This window comes from Sporosarcina sp. FA15, from assembly GCF_051550195.1.
GTDB lineage: Bacteria > Bacillota > Bacilli > Bacillales_A > Planococcaceae > Sporosarcina > Sporosarcina psychrophila.
In genome coordinates, this window is the sequence record NZ_CP188818.1 from 1,524,875 (window position 1) to 1,543,632 (window position 18,758).

Genomic DNA, 18,758 nt, shown 5'->3' on the forward strand with positions numbered 1-18,758 from the left:
TAGTTCGCTTTACGACTCTCGTTCGACGATATAATCCGCGAATAACCCTAGAAGCGGATGCTCCGCTTCCAAAAAAGCAAGAGATTCTCTTGCGGATTGGTGATGTTCTGCCAGACGTGCCATTGCACCCTCTAGACCAAGCAGTGATGGGTACGTGGACTTCTCACTTAACGCATCGCTTCCTGCAGTCTTTCCAAGTTCTTCAGTCGTAGACGTGATATCTAAAATATCGTCCTGTATTTGAAATGCGAGTCCAATATGGTAAGCAAAGTCTTTCAACTTTGCAGACTTTTCTTCATCTAAACCGGCTAATATGGCACCAGCACCAATACAAAATGACAATAAAGCCCCTGTTTTATTTACATGTATTGTTTCAAGCTCCGATAAAGACACGCTTTTTGTCTCGCCTTCAATATCAAGCATTTGTCCGCCGACCATTCCTGTCGCTCCAGAAGCGTCCGATAGTAAACGGATGATTCGAATAGTGTCTTGTGCGGATGTATCTGATAAGTGAGTTAAACTTCCAAATGCCAGCGTCTGTAGAGCATCTCCTGCAAGTACAGCAACCCCTTCCCCATACACGATATGGTTCGTCGGTTTACCGCGCCTAAAATTATCATCATCCATACATGGCAAATCGTCGTGAATGAGGGAATACGTGTGCAGTAATTCAGCAGCACAAGCTACCGTCAATGCATCTTCAGATTCCACGCCAAGATCTTCGAGCGTGGCTAGAACGAGGAGAGGTCGGATCCTTTTTCCACCGGCATTGATTGAATAGGCCATCGAGGATTTCAATGTTTCAGATACATTCGTAGCCGCAAGCAAGCTATTCAATTTGGCATTGATAATAGGTAATTTTTTTGTTATAAATTGTTGTAATTCATTATGCATTCGACTCAGAACCTTTCGCAGGATCGAATTCTGCCTTATTGCCATCTTTGTCGATAATGGAAATGAGTTGTTTTTCAGCATCCTGTAATTTCCCGTGGCAATAAGCGGATAGTTCCATCCCTTTTTTGTAAAGTGTAATTGCATCCTCAAGTGGTACGTCCCCTGTTTCAAGCTTTTGGACAACTTCCTCTAAGTTAAGCATCGCTTCTTCAAAGCGGATTGGCTCTTTTCCCAATTAAATTTCCTCCCCTTCATGCAATGTAATCTTTTGGACCATCGCTTCTACGGTTCCATCTTGCAAGCGTATTTGAATGTTTCCACCAACCTCAAGGGATTTGGTAGAATTAGCAACTTCGTTGTTCTGATAAACAATCGAATAGCCGCGCTCCATAATAGTAAGTGGGTTAAGTGCCTTTAGCATACGAACAGATGCATGGAAACGATCACTTTGTATGCGAACGTCTTGATGAACTCCCCTAGTCAAACGTTCCGTGAGTGCCACTATATTCCTGTGACCTTCTTTGATTCGCTGTTCAGGTGAGAAAGTGGACAGCATACTATTTAACCTTTGGTATTGGGATAGCCGGTGGCCTGTAATATCTTGTCCGCTTCGTAAGAGTCTGCCCTCAAGTCCAATCAATCTATCAGTGAACGGACGATAAAGACGCTCTGGAAATTGAAGTGGATAGGATGTTTGTAAGCTTATAAGATGTTTGCGTTCATTTTTTATCTGATTGGAAAGTGAATTATAAATAGCACGTTTCCGGTCCAATAGCCTTTCAAACAACTCGTCACGTGCAGGAACGGCCATTTCAGCTGCTGCTGTCGGAGTAGGTGCCCTTCTGTCCGAGACAAAATCGGCAATTGTCGTGTCGGTTTCATGCCCGACAGCGCTGATAACCGGAAGTCGGCAAGAAAAGATTGCTCGTGCTACCGACTCTTCATTGAACGCCCATAGGTCTTCTATAGAACCCCCGCCGCGTCCAACGATGAGAACATCGATGGAACCATATGTATCTGCCTGTTCGATTGATTTGACAATGGAAGGTGCGGCTTGCGGTCCCTGAACAATCGCAGGAAACAAAATGATTTCTGCAAGTGGATAACGTCTTTCAATTGTTGAACAGATATCTTGAATTGCGGCACCAGATTGCGCCGTAACTACACCGATTTTAGTTGGAAACAAAGGTAGCGGTCTTTTCCAACGCGCATCGAACAATCCTTCTTTCCCCAGACTCTCTTTCAATTGTTCAAACGCGAGATAAAGCGCACCGATACCATCAGGTTGCATTGATTGGACATATAATTGATAGTTTCCGCTCGTTTCAAAAACTGTTACATCGCCTGTAATCAGTACGTTCATGCCATTTTCAGGCTTAAATTTAAGACTTGATGCGCTAGAACGGAACATCGCTGACTGTATCCTACTTTTTTCATCTTTCAAGGTGAAGTATATATGTCCGCTCGGATGACTTTTAACGTTCGACAGTTCCCCTTTAACAAATACATTACGTAAATGGGGATCTGCATCGAACTTCCGTTTAATGTATTTCGTTAATGCTTGTACAGACAAGTGTGGGTGTCCGGCCAACAGTCCCGCCTCCCGTTTCTTGACGTATAGAAACGCTGTCTTTTCAATGAAAAACAGCGTCCGTCCGGTTTTTTATAGTTGTTGTGAACATCTTCCCTCTGCAGAAGCCTGTTCTGCACTATGAAGTGTGTTTTTCAGTAACATCGTAATTGTCATCGGACCTACCCCACCTGGAACCGGTGTAATAGCTGAAGCTTTCGTTTTTGCTGATTCGAAATCGACGTCTCCGCATAATTTACCATTTTCATCGCGGTTCATACCAACATCTATAACGACAGCGCCTTCTTTAATGTGCTCATCTGTGATGAACTTTGTCTTGCCTATTGCGACAATGAGAATATCAGCCTGTTTCGTAAATGAAGCTAAATCCTTGGTTTTAGAATGACAGTATGTGACTGTCGCATCGCGCTGTAAAAGCAATTGACCCATCGGTTTTCCGACAATGTTACTGCGTCCAACGATAACAGCATGCTTACCGCTGATTTCAGTATCTGTTCGTTCGAGGAGTTTGATGATACCGTATGGCGTGCATGATAGAAATGCTTTTTGACCAATAATCATTTTCCCAACATTTTCAGGATGGAATCCATCTACATCTTTTGTCGGGTCAATTGCACTGATGACTAGGTTTTCGTCAATATGGTCGGGTAATGGAAGCTGAACCAGAATACCATGAATTGAATCATCATTATTCAGCCGTGTGACATGATTGAGTAACTCCTTTTCGGATACTGTGACTGGAAGTTCAATCAGTTCCGATTTCATGCCCACTTCCGAACTTGATTTCTGCTTGTTCCTAACATATGTACGGGAAGCCTGATTCTCACCAACCAGAACGACCGCAAGCCCCGGCTGACAACCGTGCTCTTTCAAAGCAGTTACTCTTTCCTTGATTTCGTCTCTGATCTCTTGCCCGATTACTTTTCCATCAATCAGTTTTCCAGTCATCATGATACCTCCAAATGGTTTCAATTATTTTTCTTCAAACTTGGATAGTACACCGTTCACAAAACGGCCTGATTTTTCATCGCCGAATATTTTACATAGCTCGATTGCCTCATTCAAGACCACTCTATGTGGTACTTCCTCATTGAACAGCAATTCATAAACTGCGATTCTCAAAACAGTCCGCTCAATTTTCGGAAGTCGGTCCAATGACCAGTGTTCCAGTTTTCCTGTGAGGACCTCATCTATTGCTTCTTTATTTTGCACAGTTCCCCGTACAAGCTGTTCATAAAAACGATTTGCTGGTTCTTCAACAATGTAGTTAATTGCTTCATCTACACTCAATTCTGTATTATCAAGTTGAAAAAGGGTTTGTACTGCTTTTTCACGTGCTTCTCTTCGTTTCATCTTCTTATTCTCCTCCACTACCATATCTCTAGGGCATTATCATAGCATAAACAGGTTGCCGGATACAGTAAGACAAGTTGAAAAGCATCATCCGGCTGGACGATGCTTTTCAGATCATTCCGTTTCCGCTCCAGCCTCAAACTGGATCCCTGTAATATGGACATTGACTTCTTTCGTTTCAAGGGAAGTCATGTGGAAAATTGCATGACGAATTTGCTTTTGGATATCCACGGCAATGGCAGGTACAGAATAGCCGTATTCGACAACGCAATATACGTCAATCGTCAGACCCTCTTCAGACCATTCCGTTTTGACCCCTTTCCCATGGTTCACTTTACCGAACTTTTCCGCAACTCCAGTGGCAAAGTTTCCTCTTGTATTCGCGACGCCTTTTACTTCCGTCGTCGCAATTCCGATAATCACTTCAAGAACTTCGGGAGCAAGCTGGACACGTCCGAGCTCACCATCCCCCGCCGGAGCCATCCCGACGAATGTTGGAATTGTTTTATCAGTCATTCCAAGTCCCCTCCCTTTCAGTTCATAATCGTGTATCTTTCAAGAAATTTCGTATCGAAATCTCCTGATTTGAAGACTTCATTATCCATAAGCTTCAAGTGGAACGGGATAGTTGTTTCGACACCCTCAATGATAAATTCATCAAGTGCACGTTTCATCCTAGCTACCGCTTCTTCCCTTGTATCTGCATGAACAATTAGTTTCGCAACCATCGAATCGTAAAACGGCGGGATTGAATAGCCCGTATACATGGCAGAATCTACCCGAACACCAAAGCCGCCTGGAGGCATGTACATAGTTACTTTCCCCGGTGAAGGCATAAAGTTTTTCGACGGATTTTCTGCGTTGATGCGGCATTCGATTGACCAACCATTGATTTTAATATCTTCTTGGCGATAGGCAAGTTTTTCACCCGACGCAATTTTCAGTTGCTGTTGAACCAAATCAATTCCTGTAATCATCTCTGTAATCGTGTGTTCTACTTGGATTCGCGTATTCATTTCCATGAAGTAGAATTTTTGATTGATATGATCGAAAATGAATTCAACTGTTCCAGCACCCTCGTAATTGACAGCTTCTGCCGCTTTGACCGCCGCGTCGCCTACTGCTAATCTCAGTTCAGGTGTCAGAGCCGGAGATGGCCCTTCTTCAACAAGCTTTTGCATTCTGCGCTGAATCGAACAATCACGTTCTCCTAAATGAATTGTATTACCATATTTATCAGCAAGTATTTGAACTTCGATATGGCGGAACACTTCAATAAACTTCTCAATGTAGACGCCAGGATTGCCGAATGCAGCAGCAGCCTCTTTTTGAGTGATTTTGATCCCATTGATTAACTCTTCAGCATCCCTTGCAACACGAATTCCTTTACCGCCGCCGCCTGCTGTAGCTTTGATGATAACTGGGAAACCGATTTCTTCAGCGATTCGGAGACCATCTTGTTCATCAGCAACGATTCCAGTAGAACCTGGAACAATTGGAACACCTGCTTCTCGCATTGTTTCACGTGCTACGTCTTTCGTACCCATCCGTGAAATATTGTCCGCAGTAGGTCCAATAAATTCAATGTTAACCTCTTCACATAGTTCGGCGAAACTCGCATTTTCCGCTAGGAAACCATATCCCGGATGAATTCCATCGCAACCAGTTAGTTTTGCAACACTGATGATATTTGAAAAATTTAGGTAGCTGTCTTTAGATAATTTTGGACCGACGCAATAAGCTTCATCTGCTAATTCGACATGAAGAGCTTCCTGATCAGCTTCTGAATAAACCGCGACTGTTTTCATACCAAGTTCTTTACAAGCCCTGATAATACGTACGGCAATTTCACCGCGATTAGCTATTAAAACCTTCTTCATTTTTCATTCCTCCTTAATTAGCTCTTACAAGGAAGAGAGGTTGTCCGTATTCAACGAGCTGACCGTCTTTTACGAGAATCTCAACGATTTCCCCTGAAACTTCCGCTTCAATTTCATTGAATAGCTTCATTGCTTCTACGATGCACACGATAGCTTCCGATTTCACGCTATCACCTTTTTGTACATAAGCTGGTACATCAGGGGACGATGCTGAATAGAATGTTCCAACCATCGGTGATGTAATTTTGTGCAGCGATGGATCTTCCACTTGTACTTCAACAACGGGTACAACTGGTGTTACCTGTTGAGGAGCAATTACTTCTTCTGTTCTCTGAACTTGCTCAGCAGACACTCCCTGTTGAACAGATTGTTCTTGTTCGACAACTGTTGTAGCTACTGCAGCTTGTGCCGCACTACCTTTTTTTAATACGAGTTTTGCACCATCTGATTCATAAGTGAATTTTTCAATTGAAGATTGATCAATTAGTTTAATAATTTCACGGATTTCTTGAATTTTTAGCATGATCGATTCTCCTGACTCCATTATAATTATGTTCTTTAACTATTTTAGCTGTTTTCGTCCCATATTGAAATAGATAATGGTTATTTACATTAAAGTTTGCTGTTAAAGAGCAAAAGCATAGGCGTATGTTTAGCCCCGATATGTAGGAGGGATGAAGTTCAGTCTCACCCGGAAGGTCTGTAGGCAAAGGCCTAAAGTGACAGAGGAAGGCAGTTTAATTCCGCGACATCCTGTTGCAATAGCTGTATGACCCACGTCGTGTGGGCCAAGGGATAGGCGCTGGAGTCTAGACGTAAAATCTCTACGTTACAACTTCTCCACAGTACGAGATTTTATTATCTCCTATATAATAAAAAAAAGACCCTATTTAGGGCCTTCATTTTCCATATTCATTCCATGTCACCAGTAAAAGTAATATTCACTGCTTTTGCGTCTTTCCAGCTCGTCATGACGTAATGAGTAATCTCTTCCGCCATTTTAGATGAATGGCCTTCGTTGGAAAGGACAGTAATTTTCACTGCACCGTCTTCATTGTAGACAAATGCTTCAGGATATCCCATTGCTTTAATTTGTAATTCCATTAGCGCCTCAGCCGATTCGCGTTTAGTCAGCTGACCCATCTCTTCGTACACCTTGTTTTTTTCTTCGGCTGTATCAGACGTTAATATTTTAGACAACAATTGCTCCCCAATTTTGCTTCGTTCATCACGGATCTGCATTCGCATTTCTTCGAACACAACTGCTTCTGCGAAGACTGGTTGTGTTTTTTCTGCATCATTTGAGTTTTCGACCAGTTGTACAGCGCTTTCTGAGTCTTTAAAAATGTTGATCCCATCGAACGGCATTGGTGATTTTTCCTTGATGTAATAGATGGAAATGACTGCAACTAGACTGAGCAATGTTAAAAACCATACTGTTCTTTTATTCGTTCTCATTAGTGTTCCCCCTATTATTCATTTTAGCGATGACAATTCGATGTTCGGGCAGCTGGAGGACGGTTGACAGGATCTTCGATAGTTCGTTTTGAATTTTGAAGTCTTCCGCACCTTCCGCAACGACAAGAACGCCTTGTAGCTCACTTCCCTTTTTAGCCGATGCAGTGGACGTTGAAAAGTAATCGGTTAGCTGATTAGTAGACTCCCTATTTTCATAATGGAAATATAACGAAATTTCCCCGATCCCTTCAATTTTCATCAGCGCCTCTTGTAGTGCTGCAAATTCCCCGCTCTCCTCCTTCTTTCCCTTCTCCCCCCCGATGACTCCAAGACTAGAATTGATGAAAATGATGACCAGGAGAACAATCGTCCCGAGGAGGATCGTATGGGTTTTCCTTGTTGGTTTGTGCATATTATCACCATTTCCACTCATTGTGCCGCTTGTACGACCTGTCATCAATGAATCATTTTATGCAGTTTCATAGAAGGCTATGACCAAAAATCTTGAAGAATGATTGAATCATCCAAATGCCCATAGCAAGTTTAACAATTGGCAGGAAATTTTCTTCTGTTTCATTTGGAAATAACAACAGAATTGTTGAAGCCAAAAGGGTGATAAGAAGAACACCTATTAAAAAAGACTCCATTCCACGCCTCATTTCATCGTAGTAATCAACTTCACAAGGATTATTGAAAAAAGTGCAGTATAGATAAACGCAAAAGCTATTAAAAAAGAAACAGCACATAACACAAATAACGTTCTCCCAATATCGTCCAAAATTCCAGTGATATCTTCATTCGCAAATGGTTCAATGAGTGCTGCGGTCCATCTGTAGAAAAACGCGGTAAGGAGTGTTTTAAACGATGGAATGAGTGCAACAGTCCAAATTGCCGATATAAGCCAACCTCCAGCGAAAACACTCGCCCCCGACGAATATCGACCCATCGTTCCCATGCTTTCGGTCATAAATGAACCAATAAGAGGGACGTTTTGACGTATCAGCTCTTTAATAGGTTCGCTCGCTAGCCCAGTGAGCGCCCAAGTCATCGTGCCTCCCACGGTTATAAAAATGGAGTAAGCTGCAACGACGGCCGAAACCGTTCCCAGAAGGGTCGTCCGAATTAAATCTGCCATTTTAGTAAACGGAACGGCCGGTAGTATCCTAGATACAAGATCTAAGATAAGTGCAGCTGTTAAAAGTGGTATCAGTACTTTCTCCGTGAGAACAATTGCACCATTTGCAAATAACAGCATTGCGGGCTGAAAGTTCAGCATACTGAATGCTCCACCCGCAGCAACCATGCTGGCAGTCAATATCGGATAAATAGAAATGAACATCATCGATATCGAGTTTGCAATATCACGAATGAGAGTTAGATGTTCAAATGCGGGTTGCAATACAACCGTTACAACAATAAATATCAAAATCATCCTCGTCCATTTTGCAAACGATGGGAACAAAAAATCTACCAACAATGCCATAAAAGTTGCAATGATGATAATGACAAAGCTTGACAATACGGTTCCGAGTATCGATTCTAAAAAAGAAATCATGGATGCCCCGCCTGTTCATTTTGTAATGAGTTTTGAAAGGATTTCGATTAATGCGGACGTCTGCTGCATCCACAAAGTCAGTATGACAATTTTTACAGCGAAATGAGCTACTGCGGCAAGTGAGCCGTATCCTGCCTCTTCGATATGTTTTGCGATGAGCTCAGAGACATAAAACAGAATGGCACTGCCGATTAATAATTTTGCAAATGGATCTGGTAATGGTTCAAACAAAGCGACAAAATATTTCCCGAACGGAAAGACGATTGTATTAAGCAGGTGGAAGAGAAAATAGAAAAAAATAGATGCATACAAAATTGGCTGCAGTTTAGGTACAGTAAATGAAATGAGGAGGAGAATAAGGAAGACAACAATTAACTGAATTAAGGTTAACATCAGACTGACATCGACAACCACTGGAAAAACTCCGTGATTTCAGTGAAGAAAATCTTCAGGAAGCGGAGCATTTCAGCAGTGATATAGATATAAGCGATGAAAAAAAGAAAAAAGGAAAACTCTTTCCTGCCAGTTTGTTCGAAAAAGATATGCAGAAAACCGATGACTAATCCGATACCGGCAACGCGTAGCAAATCATTTAGTTCCATCCGGTATTCCCCCCATTACACTATCCTATGTGCAGTGGACCTGTCATATGCAAAAAACACCTTGCATCCCAATTAGGAACGCAAGGTGTTTTTTTAGTTTTAACAAAGTAAGTTGGCAAAAAGAACGATTCTTCCTTATGCGCGAGAAACGTATTCAGATTCCACTGTGTTGATGATAAGTTTATCTCCGATGTTAACGAAAAATGGCACTTGTACAACAACGCCAGTTTCCATTTTAGCTGGTTTAGAACCACCGCTCGCTGTATCGCCTTTAATACCCGGCTCAGTTTCTGCAACTTCAAGAACAACTGTTACAGGTAGTTCAACACCAAGTACTTCATCTTTAAACAAGATAACATGAACTTCCATATTTTCTTTTAGGAACTTCAATTCGTCTTCAATCTGCTTCTCTGGAAGTTCAATCTGTTCGTACGATTCGTTATCCATAAAGACATGCTCGTCTCCATTTGCATACAAATATTGCATGCGGCGGTTATCAATTTGTGCTTTCGCAACTTTTTCTCCAGCACGGAACGTTTTTTCATTGACGTTGCCTGAACGTAAGTTGCGCAGTTTCGAACGAACGAACGCCGCGCCTTTACCTGGTTTAACGTGTTGGAAATCCATTACGCGCCAAATATCCCCGTCAAATTCGATTGTTAATCCTGTTTTAAAGTCGTTTACTGAAATCAAGATGATTCCTCCAATTGATAATAGATTATAAGATAAGTAGTTCTTTTGTTGAATGTGTTAAACGTTCGTTACCATTTTGCGTCATAATGATATCGTCCTCGATACGGACACCGCCGATTCCAGGCAGATAGATACCTGGCTCAACTGTGACAACCATATTTGGCTCAAGTACCGTTCCAGAACGGAAAGATAATGCCGGTCCTTCGTGTACTTCAAGACCGATACCATGTCCCGTTGAATGACCAAATGCTTCACCGTAGCCTTTAGATTTGATGTAATCGCGTGCAATTGCATCCGCTTCTATTCCTGTCATACCTGGTTTAATCTCTTTTAAAGCAAGTTCTTGTGCTGCAAGAGTCACTGCGTAAATCTCTTTCAGTTTATCAGAAGGTTCACCGACAGCGACAGTACGCGTAATGTCAGAAATATACCCTTCATACAATGCGCCGAAATCGAGCGTAACAAGATCTCCTGATTCGATTACTTTGTCCGTTGCAACTCCGTGTGGAAGTGCTCCGCGTAAACCAGATGCCACGATAATTGAGAAGGAAGATGAAGTTGCCCCTTGTTTACGCATCGCAAACTCAAGTTCATTTGAGACTTCTAATTCCGTCACGCCCGGCTTGATAAATGTACAAATATGCGTGAATGCATCATCTGCAATTTTAGCTGCTTTTTTCAAAATAGCTAGCTCATCTTCTGTTTTCACCATACGCAGTTTTTCGACGAGTCCCGAAACAGGTTTTAGCTCCGCTTCGACTTTTCCATTATATAGTTCGTAAAGACCAAATGACATATCATCTTTTTCAAAACCGATTGTCCGAAGCTTCATGTTTTTCGCTTGCTCGGCCACTTCTTCAATGATGGTAGTCGTATGCTGAACGATGCGGAAGCCATTGATTTCTCGTTCCGCCTGTTCAGTATAACGGAAATCTGTAATGAACACTGCATCGTCAGACGAGATAAGAGCAAGTCCTGCTGTCCCCGTGAAGCCAGTCATATAACGACGGTTGTACGAGTTCGTAACGAGTAGTGCATCAATGCCATTTTCTGTTAACAGTTCACGTAGTTTTGTCAATTTCACAGTTTCATACCCCTTTTCCCCGGAGAAGGAAAGCGTGGAAGGCGAGTTCATATCCGTCCGTGCCGAATCCAGCTAACTGGCCGATACAGACTGGCGCAATAACGGATGTCTCTCTGAACGGTTCACGGCTATGTATGTTCGAAATATGGATTTCGATGACAGGTACATCAACAGACGCGACAGCATCACGCAGAGCGATACTATAATGCGTAAACGCACCTGGATTGAAGACAATACCATCCAAGCCAGCGTCTTCTGCTTCATGGATTCGGTCGATTAAAGCACCCTCCCAGTTAGATTGGAAGAATGATAGTTCAACACCATGTAACAAAGCCATTTTGTCTAATTTACGTTCAACGTCTTCCAATGTTTCTGCGCCATAAATACCCGGCTCTCTCTTTCCGAGCCTGTTAAGATTGGGTCCGTTCAGAATTAGTAACTTCATCGCCACACCATTCCCCTCACCGTTGTCTATCCCATTTTATCATATCGTTCTTTTGTAGCAACTCATTTTACACTTTCATCCGAAAGTTTCTTCATAAAAACGGCCGTACCAGTAATAAACCTGAAAACTATAGCCATAACGGCAAAATATGGGAGTGATATGGATTTTATAGCTTCTAAAGGCGTTTTCGGTGAGCCAATCGTCCATTCGACTGCAAAAACAACGATAATTCCGATGATTAAGGCAGTAATAGATGGAGGAATTGACGTTGTGAATGAAACCGCAAAATAAACAATAATATATAACAATACTAGCGCTACAAAAAGCAAAGCCCATTTAATTGTGAAATGTGCCGAAGCGAACAACTGCCACTTTTTTGCCCAGCCAACAGGCGACCAGCTTATAAAATTAAATGACTGCAAAAATTTAAGTGCTATTGTGGTGAAAAAGGCGCCAATTAGCGCGGTCCATATTAATGTTTTATTAATCATGAAAATCCCTCCTATACAAAGTGTCGGGAGGTTCTGAACATTTTAAACATCATTGTGGAGTGTATGGCTGTTTTTTAGTATAATGAATTATAGGATTTAGTTGATATAAAAGAAAGCGTGGGTAAATGTATGGGAAAAGAACAACAACCTCCCGCTTACGGGGGACAAGCACTTGTCGAAGGGGTAATGTTCGGCGGTAAAAATCATACTGTGGCGGCAATTAGACGGAAGGACGATACAATCGATTACTTCCATCTGCCTAAAGAAAAGAATAGTGTCCGGATGAAACTGAAAAAAATCCCATTTGTTCGGGGGATAGTTGCATTAATCGAATCCGCTGGCGTCGGATCGCGGCATTTAACATTTTCAAGCGAACGGTACGATGTAATGCCGGGAGAAGAAATAGAAAAGGAAGAAGAGACTTCAAAATTAGCGATGGTTCTTGGTGTCGCTGCGGTCGGAGTATTATCTCTGCTTTTCGGGAAATTTGTTTTCACACTTATCCCAGTTTTTCTTGCACAAGCATTGCAGTTTGTTGCTCCCGGGAAAACTGCCCAAATTTTACTTGAAAGTTTGTTCAAACTTATTTTGTTACTGACGTATGTTTCCCTCATCTCGATGACTCCCCTTATTAAACGGGTATTCCAATATCACGGGGCTGAGCATAAAGTAATCAACGCTTATGAAAACAAATTGCCCATGACAGTCGAAAATGTTCAGGCACAGTCAAGACTTCATTTCCGTTGCGGCAGTAGTTTCATGCTATTCACTGTAATTGTTGGGATGTTTGTCTACTTCCTCGTGCCGACCGACCCATTTTGGTTACGCATTGTGAACCGGATTCTTCTTATTCCGGTTGTGCTTGGTATTTCTTTCGAGGTTTTACAATTAACAAACTCACTTCGTAACGTTCCAGTACTGAAATATTTAGGTTATCCTGGATTGTGGCTTCAGTTATTGACGACAAAAGATCCGGATGACAAGCAAGTAGAAGTTGCAATTGCTTCATTCGAAAGATTGTTAGAGATTGAAGAGCATGGCGCTGTGGCTATGGAAGTTGTAACGAAGAGCGATTCTGAAACAGAAACAGAAACTGTTCCTGTAACTTAAGAAAAGCGGAAGCTGCCAATTATGGCTACTTCCGCTTTTTCATTTAATTAGGTATTATTTCTTAAATGTCCAGTCGTCATTTGCATATTTAGTACGTTCAATTTCGAAGACATATTGGAGCTGTTGCTCTGTTAATTCCATAGGTTCCAGCTCCATATCGAGCGCTAATTCAAATCCTTTTGAAAACGCGTCCGCACATTCGCTAACCGTCACTGGACGGTCAACCAATCTATCGATCGCTACCGCTTTCTCAGGCAAGCTTGTACGCATTTGTTCACGCTGCACTTCTGACTTGAATGTAAAAAGGGAAACGAGCTTATCAACATCCAGACTTAGAAGTATCGCACCGTGCTGCAAAATGACACCTTTCTGTCTCGTCTGCGCACTGCCAGCCACTTTCTTTCCTTCAACAACAAGTTCATACCAACTAGGCGCATCAAAACACACGGCGCTTTTTGGTTTTTTTAAATCATCGCTCTGTTGCGCCGTTTGGGGCACTGAAAATGTTGCATCCAGCCCAAGATTACGGAACCCTTCAAGCACACCACCCGAAATAACGCGGTATGCTTCCGTAACCGTTTCAGGCATATTCGGATAACTTTCACTGACAATTACGCTGTATGTAAGTTCATGTTCATGGAGAACGCCTCTTCCTCCAGTAGGTCGCCTGACGAAACCAAGCCCATGTTTTTTCACTTCATCCAAATTTATTTCTTTTTCAACACTTTGAAAATAACCAATCGACAGTGTCGCCGGCTCCCATTCATAAAATCGAAGCACTGGACCAATTTCCCCTTTACTATGCCATTCCAGCAATGCTTCGTCGAGCGCCATGTTGAACGAAGCGCGGCATTTCCCTGAATTAATGAAGTGCCAAACCTTTTTCCCCATCCGAATTCCCCCTTCACAACGACTATCATTTTAACATTCCCTTCAACACTTAAGCTATCTATTTTCATCATCTAAGATCAAAACACCATCCGTCATGTTATATACCTTGTCACAATAGCCAACTAAACGTGTATCATGCGTGACCACAATAGTCGTAGTGTTCTTATTCTTAGTTTCATTTTTCAACAGTTCCATCACTTCATAGGCACGATCTGAGTCTAGGGAAGCCGTTGGTTCATCAGCTAAAATAATAGATGGATTACTATAAAGTGCTTTGGCAATTGCCACTCGCTGACGTTCACCACCGGACAAATCAGCTGGATATTTAGAACGCAAGTCACCAATTCCCAAGTCTTCATAGAGTTCTTCGAGTTGTTTTTTTGTCATATTGTCTTTTTTCACTTGATCCAACAGTTTTAATTGATTTGCGACAGTTAGGAATGGGACAAGATTAGACGCCTGTAAAATGAATCCAATTTCCTTCAGCCGAATTTTTGACCGTTCCTTTTCATTTAAATCCGCAAGATTCTTATCGTTAATTATTACATCTCCTGAAGTAGGCGTAAGAAGCCCGCCCACAATCGTAAGGAATGTGCTTTTGCCCGAACCTGAAGGACCGATAATTGCGATAAGTTCTCCTCTTTCTGCAATGAAGTCAGTTGCCTTCATTGCTTCAACTTGTTTATGACCGCTGCCAAATGTTTTTTTCACTCGAATTAATTCTAAAACTGCCATCATTTATCCTCCTATCGCTTTCAATGGATCGATTCGCACAATTGTAAGGACCGAGAACAATGCGCCCAATATCGCAACGGCAATCAGAATCAGTCCATAGATGAGCATACTTACAAGGTCAAATGCAACAGGCACCGCACTTGGTAAAAATGCTCCCGTAATTAACGCGAATCCAAAACCTATGGCTACACCAATTGCCGACAATAGGAATGTCTGTGCAACGACTGAGCGAGACAGATACCTATTCGAGATGCCTTGTGCTTTCATAACACCAAACATACTTATCTTCTGGACTGTCAATACGTACAAGAAAATTGCTACGATGACCGCCGAAATAACAAACAAGAAATAGATCATGAAATTCAACGTCAAATTCTGTTCTGTATAACCAGGTAAACTCCGTATGAAAGTTTCAATCTCAATAGCTTCGAGTGAATCATCCCGAATGAGACCTGAAGTATCCCCAGTTCGGACAACAATTCCATTTATGCTTTCCTTATTCGCCTCAGCCGCTTCTCCAAACTTGACCCGTTGGAAAGTGGTAAGGTCACTATAAAGTACTGGAGCTGCATTAAATCGCGCTTTGTCTGTGAATCCGACAATTGTTAAAACTTCATCGGAGGAAGATAGTTGCAATTCATCGCCTACTTTAAATCCGTCTTCCTTTAATGCATCACTCGCGACCACTTCGTTACTGCCTGCAAATACTTCTCCTTCCGTAACCTTTGGCATTATGAATTCATCTTTATTTATCCCGAAAATAGAGACGTTGCTCTTCTGATCTCCATTTCCTGCGATAGCATTTATTTGACCAATTACAGCAATTTCCTTTGTATCGATATTATCCACATCAGCCAGTTTAAGAGATGATTGATTCATACTTTTGTCTGATTCCTCAGTCAAAATGATTGATGTCGCTTCCCATTTGTCGACGGATTCTCGATTCATATTTTCCAAGCCATTTGCGAGACCTGATAGAAAGAATACTAAATATGAAACGAGCATTAATATTCCTATGATTAATGTAAATCGCAATTTATTCTTTTTAATTTCATTCCAAGCTAAAAACATTGTCTCACATCCATTCTTTTTATATAGTAATATACCATAAATCGGCTTACACTTCGTTTCATACAATTTTACAAGTTCTATATCCTATGAGGAAGACCAATCTAGTCTAACTTGTTTCTCTATTTAGGATATGTATACGGATTAACCGACAGCATAGATAGTCGTAATTTAGCTTGTTCGGACAGTAACACTTCTTCCATAATACAGTTTCTATATGCATATTGCAGATTTAAACCCTATCCCGTAACCTTTTCCCCTTTGAATAGTCAGAGCGTAAACAACTATTTCTTTTAAAAAGGATTCCAATCTATTATAAATACACGAAAAATTAGCCCTAAAAAATGAGCGCACCGATATTCACCTTATCGGCTCGAGTGCAATCGACTATGCAACTAAGATTTTTTTTGGCAATCCTATTGATCAAAAATAAGGCACCGGCTTGTTTAGCCGGCACCCGCTATTCATAATTCAATCATTTGCGGTTCTTCACCATTGTTATTCATTAAGCGTATTGAATCGGGTAAAACTTTCAAAATGATGAGATTCGGATCTTCTGGACCACTAAACCATGATGCCATATGCTTATTCCAAACCTTCTCTTTAAAGCTTTCATCATCTGAAATAGTGACAGTCCCTTCAATTTCTAGATAGTCATCTCCAATACCTTTTCCATCGTAACCGATTAATATGTGCGTATATGGATTTTTTTCAAGTTCATCCACTTTCTGCGTTTTTTTCGATGTTGCGGTGTAGAGTATAAATTCATCACTGAAAAACGTCATGTATCTTGTATGGGGCTTATTCTGTTGAATAGTCGCCATCGTACCCACGAAGCTTTCTTTTAGGATTTTCAGTGCTGTTTTTTTTGCATTCATAATGATCTACTCCCTTTTTTCAACATTATTGTAGTTTGCCTCACTAATTAAGAAGCTAAACACGGTTTGCGTACATGGAAAAATTTAAAAGGAATGATGGCATGATTTTAACAAAGACAGGATTGAAAAATGCTATTTTATACGGATTACTCTCCGGTTTAGTTTTAGCAACATTTTTGAAAGGCGTTGAACTAATTACTCACTTAACAGTTTACACACTGTTATTAAACGTCGATTATATTCCTTATATCAACACGTTCGCTTTTCCAGAACTAATTGAAGTAGGTTTTCACCTACTCGTCTCAATCGCTTTAGCAATTTGTTTGTATCTGTTGTTTGTTCACCTAAAAATATCTTCCCGAAAGCAAATCATAGTTACGGCTACTACTGTCTGCCTCATTATCGGTATCGCCCTTTTTCCTACAACAACCTTTTCAGACAAAACACCAGACTTCAGGAGTTTTCCTTCTTTTTCATACTGGATGGCTGGGCATATTATTTATGGTTATATATTAGGTTATTTACTAGCTAAGTCGAAGGACAACTAAGTACCTTACTCACTCCGCTCTCTTCTAGTGAAAAAGTATCTTGCCACTTTTACTTCCTGCGATAACACCACATGACCGAAATCCGAATTATAAAAGGAGGGATTAACCAGTAAAAGTTCAAACTTTTGATCATAATGGCTTTTTAACCGACATCAAAAAAGAGCTTGCCCATTGAACAAGTGCTGTTCAATCTTTATAATGAAAAGGTAGAGAGAAAGGGGAAAGTTGTTTTGAATTATATATTTTTAGGAGCCGTCGCTCTCATCGTAATCATTTATTTCGTTGTGACGATGCTACGTCTGCGTAAAGCCGTTACAAACTTGACGCAGGAGCAATTTATCGAAGGGTATCGGAAAGCACAACTGATTGATGTACGTGAGGCAAAAGATTATGATGCCGGTCATATTTTAGGTGCGCGCAATATCCCTTATTCTCAGTTCCGTCAACGGTTTAAAGAGATCCGTTCAGACAAGCCCGTTTATTTGTACGATCAAAATGGCGGAAAAAGTGCACGTGGAGCATTATTCTTAAAGAAAAAAGACTATCAACAACTGTTTCACCTGCAAGGCGGTTTCCGTCAATGGACAGGTAAAGTGAAAAGTAAATAAAACAGAAACTTCTTCCTTCATTGGAAAACGTTCGTAAGTGTGTAAGTTTATTGGAATTTTAAAAAGATGATATTCCGTTCGTATTCGAACGAAATATCATCTTTTTGTTTAGAGTTTCTTGCTCTGATTTCGAAGAAAGCTATAATTGTGAACAAGATTCCCAAAGTTAAAAAGAGATCACATTAACGTTCAAATAAATTCTTACTTCCTGCATTTCTACCTTGAGTAAAATGTAAAACAACTACTAATATTAATGCTAACGCGGGATAAATCATCAATAATCTGACTGCAATCGCCTGTGATTGTTCAGTCATAGAAAACACAAGCATAAAGTTAGAGTAAACAAAAAAAATCAAAAAGAAGAGCCCGCTTATCAAAATTACTTCCGTAACTTTTTCACAATAATTCTTGCTGATCAATAAATATAATAGAAATGGTACCACACATAAAAGAGTAAGTAATAAGTAATTCAGATTGGTTAGTCCACCATCTAATAAAAAATTCCCTAATAGAAGTCGTAAGACGATGGCTGATCCGTAAACTACTAGAAAAACGCCTACAATACACAGTACAAATAAAGTCTTTTTTGACTGTTTTATCTTCCCCACTCCTTTTCTTTAATTATATGTAGTAAAGAAAAGTAAAATCACTTCCATAATGCGAATTGAATATGATCGGACAAAAAGAGAAACCAATGGATTTATAATTGATTTCTCTTTTTCCTAACGAACCAAGCTACGTTTCCTAACCTCCACTAATTATTACAGTACCAATTCAGCATTACCCTCGGGATATAAAGAGAATTCAAACAAAAATTGTTCCAATGTGATCATATCCTTCTCCATTCAAAGTTACTCCTAAAAATGACAAAAAA

General features: G+C 40.8%; 25 protein-coding genes. 3 read left to right on the plus strand and 22 right to left on the minus strand.

The window, feature by feature from the left end; translation table 11 throughout:
* Window positions 1-9: 9 nt before the first annotated feature.
* From ACP8HG_RS07340 to ACP8HG_RS07425, 18 genes are all read right to left on the minus strand, one after another.
* On the minus strand, window positions 10-894 hold the full coding sequence (locus ACP8HG_RS07340) for a polyprenyl synthetase family protein (protein WP_338656471.1): 885 nt from the start codon (window positions 892-894) through the stop codon (window positions 10-12).
* The gene (locus ACP8HG_RS07345) at window positions 887-1,129 is read right to left on the minus strand and encodes an exodeoxyribonuclease VII small subunit (protein WP_082786596.1); all 243 of its coding nucleotides are present in this window, start codon (window positions 1,127-1,129) and stop codon (window positions 887-889) included. Before ACP8HG_RS07345 ends, ACP8HG_RS07340 begins: the two co-directional genes overlap by 8 nt.
* Window positions 1,130-2,485: an exodeoxyribonuclease VII large subunit gene (xseA, locus tag ACP8HG_RS07350; RefSeq protein WP_338656470.1), complete on the minus strand. Its 1,356-nt coding sequence runs from the start codon at window positions 2,483-2,485 to the stop codon at window positions 1,130-1,132.
* 72 nt (window positions 2,486-2,557) lie between these two features.
* The gene (folD, locus tag ACP8HG_RS07355) at window positions 2,558-3,433 is read right to left on the minus strand and encodes a bifunctional methylenetetrahydrofolate dehydrogenase/methenyltetrahydrofolate cyclohydrolase FolD (RefSeq protein ID WP_338656838.1); all 876 of its coding nucleotides are present in this window, start codon (window positions 3,431-3,433) and stop codon (window positions 2,558-2,560) included.
* A 24-nt stretch (window positions 3,434-3,457) separates the two neighbouring features.
* Window positions 3,458-3,838 carry a transcription antitermination factor NusB gene (gene nusB, locus ACP8HG_RS07360; RefSeq protein WP_067209891.1) on the minus strand — a complete coding sequence of 127 codons (381 nt, stop codon included), beginning with the start codon at window positions 3,836-3,838 and terminating at the stop codon, window positions 3,458-3,460.
* 114 nt (window positions 3,839-3,952) lie between these two features.
* Entirely contained in the window at window positions 3,953-4,354 is a 402-nt protein-coding gene (locus ACP8HG_RS07365; protein WP_067209894.1) for an Asp23/Gls24 family envelope stress response protein, read from the minus strand.
* Window positions 4,355-4,371: 17 nt separating this feature from the next.
* On the minus strand, window positions 4,372-5,718 hold the full coding sequence (accC, locus tag ACP8HG_RS07370) for an acetyl-CoA carboxylase biotin carboxylase subunit (protein WP_338656468.1): 1,347 nt from the start codon (window positions 5,716-5,718) through the stop codon (window positions 4,372-4,374).
* Between the two features lie 13 nt (window positions 5,719-5,731).
* The gene (gene accB / locus ACP8HG_RS07375; RefSeq protein WP_067209900.1) at window positions 5,732-6,241 is read right to left on the minus strand and encodes an acetyl-CoA carboxylase biotin carboxyl carrier protein; all 510 of its coding nucleotides are present in this window, start codon (window positions 6,239-6,241) and stop codon (window positions 5,732-5,734) included.
* 389 nt (window positions 6,242-6,630) lie between these two features.
* Window positions 6,631-7,176, minus strand: coding sequence for a SpoIIIAH-like family protein (locus ACP8HG_RS07380; RefSeq protein WP_067209902.1), 546 nt, complete (start codon window positions 7,174-7,176; stop codon window positions 6,631-6,633).
* Window positions 7,163-7,633, minus strand: coding sequence for a hypothetical protein (locus tag ACP8HG_RS07385; protein WP_338656462.1), 471 nt, complete (start codon window positions 7,631-7,633; stop codon window positions 7,163-7,165). Before ACP8HG_RS07385 ends, ACP8HG_RS07380 begins: the two co-directional genes overlap by 14 nt.
* Window positions 7,634-7,655: 22 nt before the next feature.
* The gene (locus ACP8HG_RS07390) at window positions 7,656-7,823 is read right to left on the minus strand and encodes a hypothetical protein (protein WP_156476043.1); all 168 of its coding nucleotides are present in this window, start codon (window positions 7,821-7,823) and stop codon (window positions 7,656-7,658) included.
* A gap of 8 nt (window positions 7,824-7,831) precedes the next feature.
* Window positions 7,832-8,731, minus strand: coding sequence for a stage III sporulation protein AE (locus ACP8HG_RS07395; protein ID WP_187044999.1), 900 nt, complete (start codon window positions 8,729-8,731; stop codon window positions 7,832-7,834).
* A gap of 15 nt (window positions 8,732-8,746) precedes the next feature.
* Window positions 8,747-9,124 (minus strand): SpoIIIAC/SpoIIIAD family protein, encoded by a 378-nt coding sequence (locus ACP8HG_RS07400; protein ID WP_067209909.1) that lies wholly within the window; start codon window positions 9,122-9,124, stop codon window positions 8,747-8,749.
* A complete protein-coding gene (locus tag ACP8HG_RS07405) occupies window positions 9,124-9,333 on the minus strand; it encodes a SpoIIIAC/SpoIIIAD family protein (RefSeq protein ID WP_067209912.1) in 210 nt (69 codons plus the stop codon). The genes ACP8HG_RS07400 and ACP8HG_RS07405 overlap by 1 nt, the downstream gene beginning before the upstream one ends.
* A gap of 135 nt (window positions 9,334-9,468) precedes the next feature.
* A complete protein-coding gene (gene efp, locus ACP8HG_RS07410; RefSeq protein WP_067209913.1) occupies window positions 9,469-10,026 on the minus strand; it encodes an elongation factor P in 558 nt (185 codons plus the stop codon).
* Window positions 10,027-10,051: 25 nt separating this feature from the next.
* Entirely contained in the window at window positions 10,052-11,161 is a 1,110-nt protein-coding gene (locus ACP8HG_RS07415) for a M24 family metallopeptidase (RefSeq protein ID WP_304626826.1), read from the minus strand.
* The gene (aroQ, locus tag ACP8HG_RS07420) at window positions 11,115-11,555 is read right to left on the minus strand and encodes a type II 3-dehydroquinate dehydratase (protein WP_438298431.1); all 441 of its coding nucleotides are present in this window, start codon (window positions 11,553-11,555) and stop codon (window positions 11,115-11,117) included. The genes ACP8HG_RS07415 and aroQ overlap by 47 nt, the downstream gene beginning before the upstream one ends.
* Before the next feature lie 62 nt (window positions 11,556-11,617).
* Entirely contained in the window at window positions 11,618-12,046 is a 429-nt protein-coding gene (locus ACP8HG_RS07425) for a hypothetical protein (RefSeq protein ID WP_187045001.1), read from the minus strand.
* A 129-nt stretch (window positions 12,047-12,175) separates the two neighbouring features.
* On the opposite strand from ACP8HG_RS07425, the gene ACP8HG_RS07430 reads away from it, so the two are divergent.
* On the plus strand, window positions 12,176-13,156 hold the full coding sequence (locus tag ACP8HG_RS07430) for a DUF1385 domain-containing protein (protein WP_338656455.1): 981 nt from the start codon (window positions 12,176-12,178) through the stop codon (window positions 13,154-13,156).
* 54 nt (window positions 13,157-13,210) lie between these two features.
* On the opposite strand, the gene ACP8HG_RS07435 is transcribed toward ACP8HG_RS07430, so the two are convergent.
* From ACP8HG_RS07435 to ACP8HG_RS07450, 4 genes are all read right to left on the minus strand, one after another.
* Window positions 13,211-14,047 carry a lipoate--protein ligase family protein gene (locus tag ACP8HG_RS07435; RefSeq protein ID WP_067209926.1) on the minus strand — a complete coding sequence of 279 codons (837 nt, stop codon included), beginning with the start codon at window positions 14,045-14,047 and terminating at the stop codon, window positions 13,211-13,213.
* A gap of 54 nt (window positions 14,048-14,101) precedes the next feature.
* Window positions 14,102-14,782, minus strand: coding sequence for an ABC transporter ATP-binding protein (locus ACP8HG_RS07440; RefSeq protein WP_438298432.1), 681 nt, complete (start codon window positions 14,780-14,782; stop codon window positions 14,102-14,104).
* A 3-nt stretch (window positions 14,783-14,785) separates the two neighbouring features.
* The gene (locus ACP8HG_RS07445) at window positions 14,786-15,853 is read right to left on the minus strand and encodes an ABC transporter permease (RefSeq protein ID WP_187045003.1); all 1,068 of its coding nucleotides are present in this window, start codon (window positions 15,851-15,853) and stop codon (window positions 14,786-14,788) included.
* A 461-nt stretch (window positions 15,854-16,314) separates the two neighbouring features.
* The gene (locus tag ACP8HG_RS07450; protein ID WP_187045004.1) at window positions 16,315-16,728 is read right to left on the minus strand and encodes a pyridoxamine 5'-phosphate oxidase family protein; all 414 of its coding nucleotides are present in this window, start codon (window positions 16,726-16,728) and stop codon (window positions 16,315-16,317) included.
* 74 nt (window positions 16,729-16,802) lie between these two features.
* Between ACP8HG_RS07450 and ACP8HG_RS07455 the strand changes: the two genes are divergently transcribed.
* Both ACP8HG_RS07455 and ACP8HG_RS07460 read left to right on the plus strand, forming a co-directional pair.
* Window positions 16,803-17,276, plus strand: a complete 474-nt coding sequence (locus tag ACP8HG_RS07455) for a hypothetical protein (RefSeq protein WP_156476045.1) — start codon at window positions 16,803-16,805, stop codon at window positions 17,274-17,276.
* Between the two features lie 290 nt (window positions 17,277-17,566).
* Window positions 17,567-17,884, plus strand: a complete 318-nt coding sequence (locus ACP8HG_RS07460) for a rhodanese-like domain-containing protein (RefSeq protein ID WP_187047903.1) — start codon at window positions 17,567-17,569, stop codon at window positions 17,882-17,884.
* Window positions 17,885-18,758: the final 874 nt, after the last annotated feature.

Excerpts from the sequence above, each read along its gene's own strand:
- accB (WP_067209900.1), bottom strand. The coding sequence starts at position 6,241 with ATGCTAAAAATTCAAGAAATCCGTGAAATTATTAAACTAATTGATCAA.
- ACP8HG_RS07390 (WP_156476043.1), bottom strand. The coding sequence starts at position 7,823 with ATGGAGTCTTTTTTAATAGGTGTTCTTCTTATCACCCTTTTGGCTTCA.
- ACP8HG_RS07400 (WP_067209909.1), bottom strand. The coding sequence starts at position 9,124 with ATGTTAACCTTAATTCAGTTAATTGTTGTCTTCCTTATTCTCCTCCTC.
- accC (WP_338656468.1), bottom strand. The coding sequence starts at position 5,718 with ATGAAGAAGGTTTTAATAGCTAATCGCGGTGAAATTGCCGTACGTATT.
- aroQ (WP_438298431.1), bottom strand. The coding sequence starts at position 11,555 with ATGAAGTTACTAATTCTGAACGGACCCAATCTTAACAGGCTCGGAAAG.
- ACP8HG_RS07395 (WP_187044999.1), bottom strand. The coding sequence starts at position 8,731 with ATGATTTCTTTTTTAGAATCGATACTCGGAACCGTATTGTCAAGCTTT.
- ACP8HG_RS07385 (WP_338656462.1), bottom strand. The coding sequence starts at position 7,633 with ATGACAGGTCGTACAAGCGGCACAATGAGTGGAAATGGTGATAATATG.
- ACP8HG_RS07450 (WP_187045004.1), bottom strand. The coding sequence starts at position 16,728 with ATGAATGCAAAAAAAACAGCACTGAAAATCCTAAAAGAAAGCTTCGTG.
- ACP8HG_RS07430 (WP_338656455.1), top strand. The coding sequence starts at position 12,176 with ATGGGAAAAGAACAACAACCTCCCGCTTACGGGGGACAAGCACTTGTC.
- ACP8HG_RS07440 (WP_438298432.1), bottom strand. The coding sequence starts at position 14,782 with ATGGCAGTTTTAGAATTAATTCGAGTGAAAAAAACATTTGGCAGCGGT.
- folD (WP_338656838.1), bottom strand. The coding sequence starts at position 3,433 with ATGACTGGAAAACTGATTGATGGAAAAGTAATCGGGCAAGAGATCAGA.
- ACP8HG_RS07415 (WP_304626826.1), bottom strand. The coding sequence starts at position 11,161 with ATGAACTCGCCTTCCACGCTTTCCTTCTCCGGGGAAAAGGGGTATGAA.
- ACP8HG_RS07445 (WP_187045003.1), bottom strand. The coding sequence starts at position 15,853 with ATGTTTTTAGCTTGGAATGAAATTAAAAAGAATAAATTGCGATTTACA.
- ACP8HG_RS07380 (WP_067209902.1), bottom strand. The coding sequence starts at position 7,176 with ATGAGAACGAATAAAAGAACAGTATGGTTTTTAACATTGCTCAGTCTA.
- ACP8HG_RS07365 (WP_067209894.1), bottom strand. The coding sequence starts at position 4,354 with ATGACTGATAAAACAATTCCAACATTCGTCGGGATGGCTCCGGCGGGG.
- ACP8HG_RS07340 (WP_338656471.1), bottom strand. The coding sequence starts at position 894 with ATGCATAATGAATTACAACAATTTATAACAAAAAAATTACCTATTATC.
- ACP8HG_RS07455 (WP_156476045.1), top strand. The coding sequence starts at position 16,803 with ATGGAAAAATTTAAAAGGAATGATGGCATGATTTTAACAAAGACAGGA.
- ACP8HG_RS07435 (WP_067209926.1), bottom strand. The coding sequence starts at position 14,047 with ATGGGGAAAAAGGTTTGGCACTTCATTAATTCAGGGAAATGCCGCGCT.
- ACP8HG_RS07425 (WP_187045001.1), bottom strand. The coding sequence starts at position 12,046 with ATGATTAATAAAACATTAATATGGACCGCGCTAATTGGCGCCTTTTTC.
- ACP8HG_RS07460 (WP_187047903.1), top strand. The coding sequence starts at position 17,567 with ATGCTACGTCTGCGTAAAGCCGTTACAAACTTGACGCAGGAGCAATTT.
- ACP8HG_RS07405 (WP_067209912.1), bottom strand. The coding sequence starts at position 9,333 with ATGGAACTAAATGATTTGCTACGCGTTGCCGGTATCGGATTAGTCATC.
- nusB (WP_067209891.1), bottom strand. The coding sequence starts at position 3,838 with ATGAAACGAAGAGAAGCACGTGAAAAAGCAGTACAAACCCTTTTTCAA.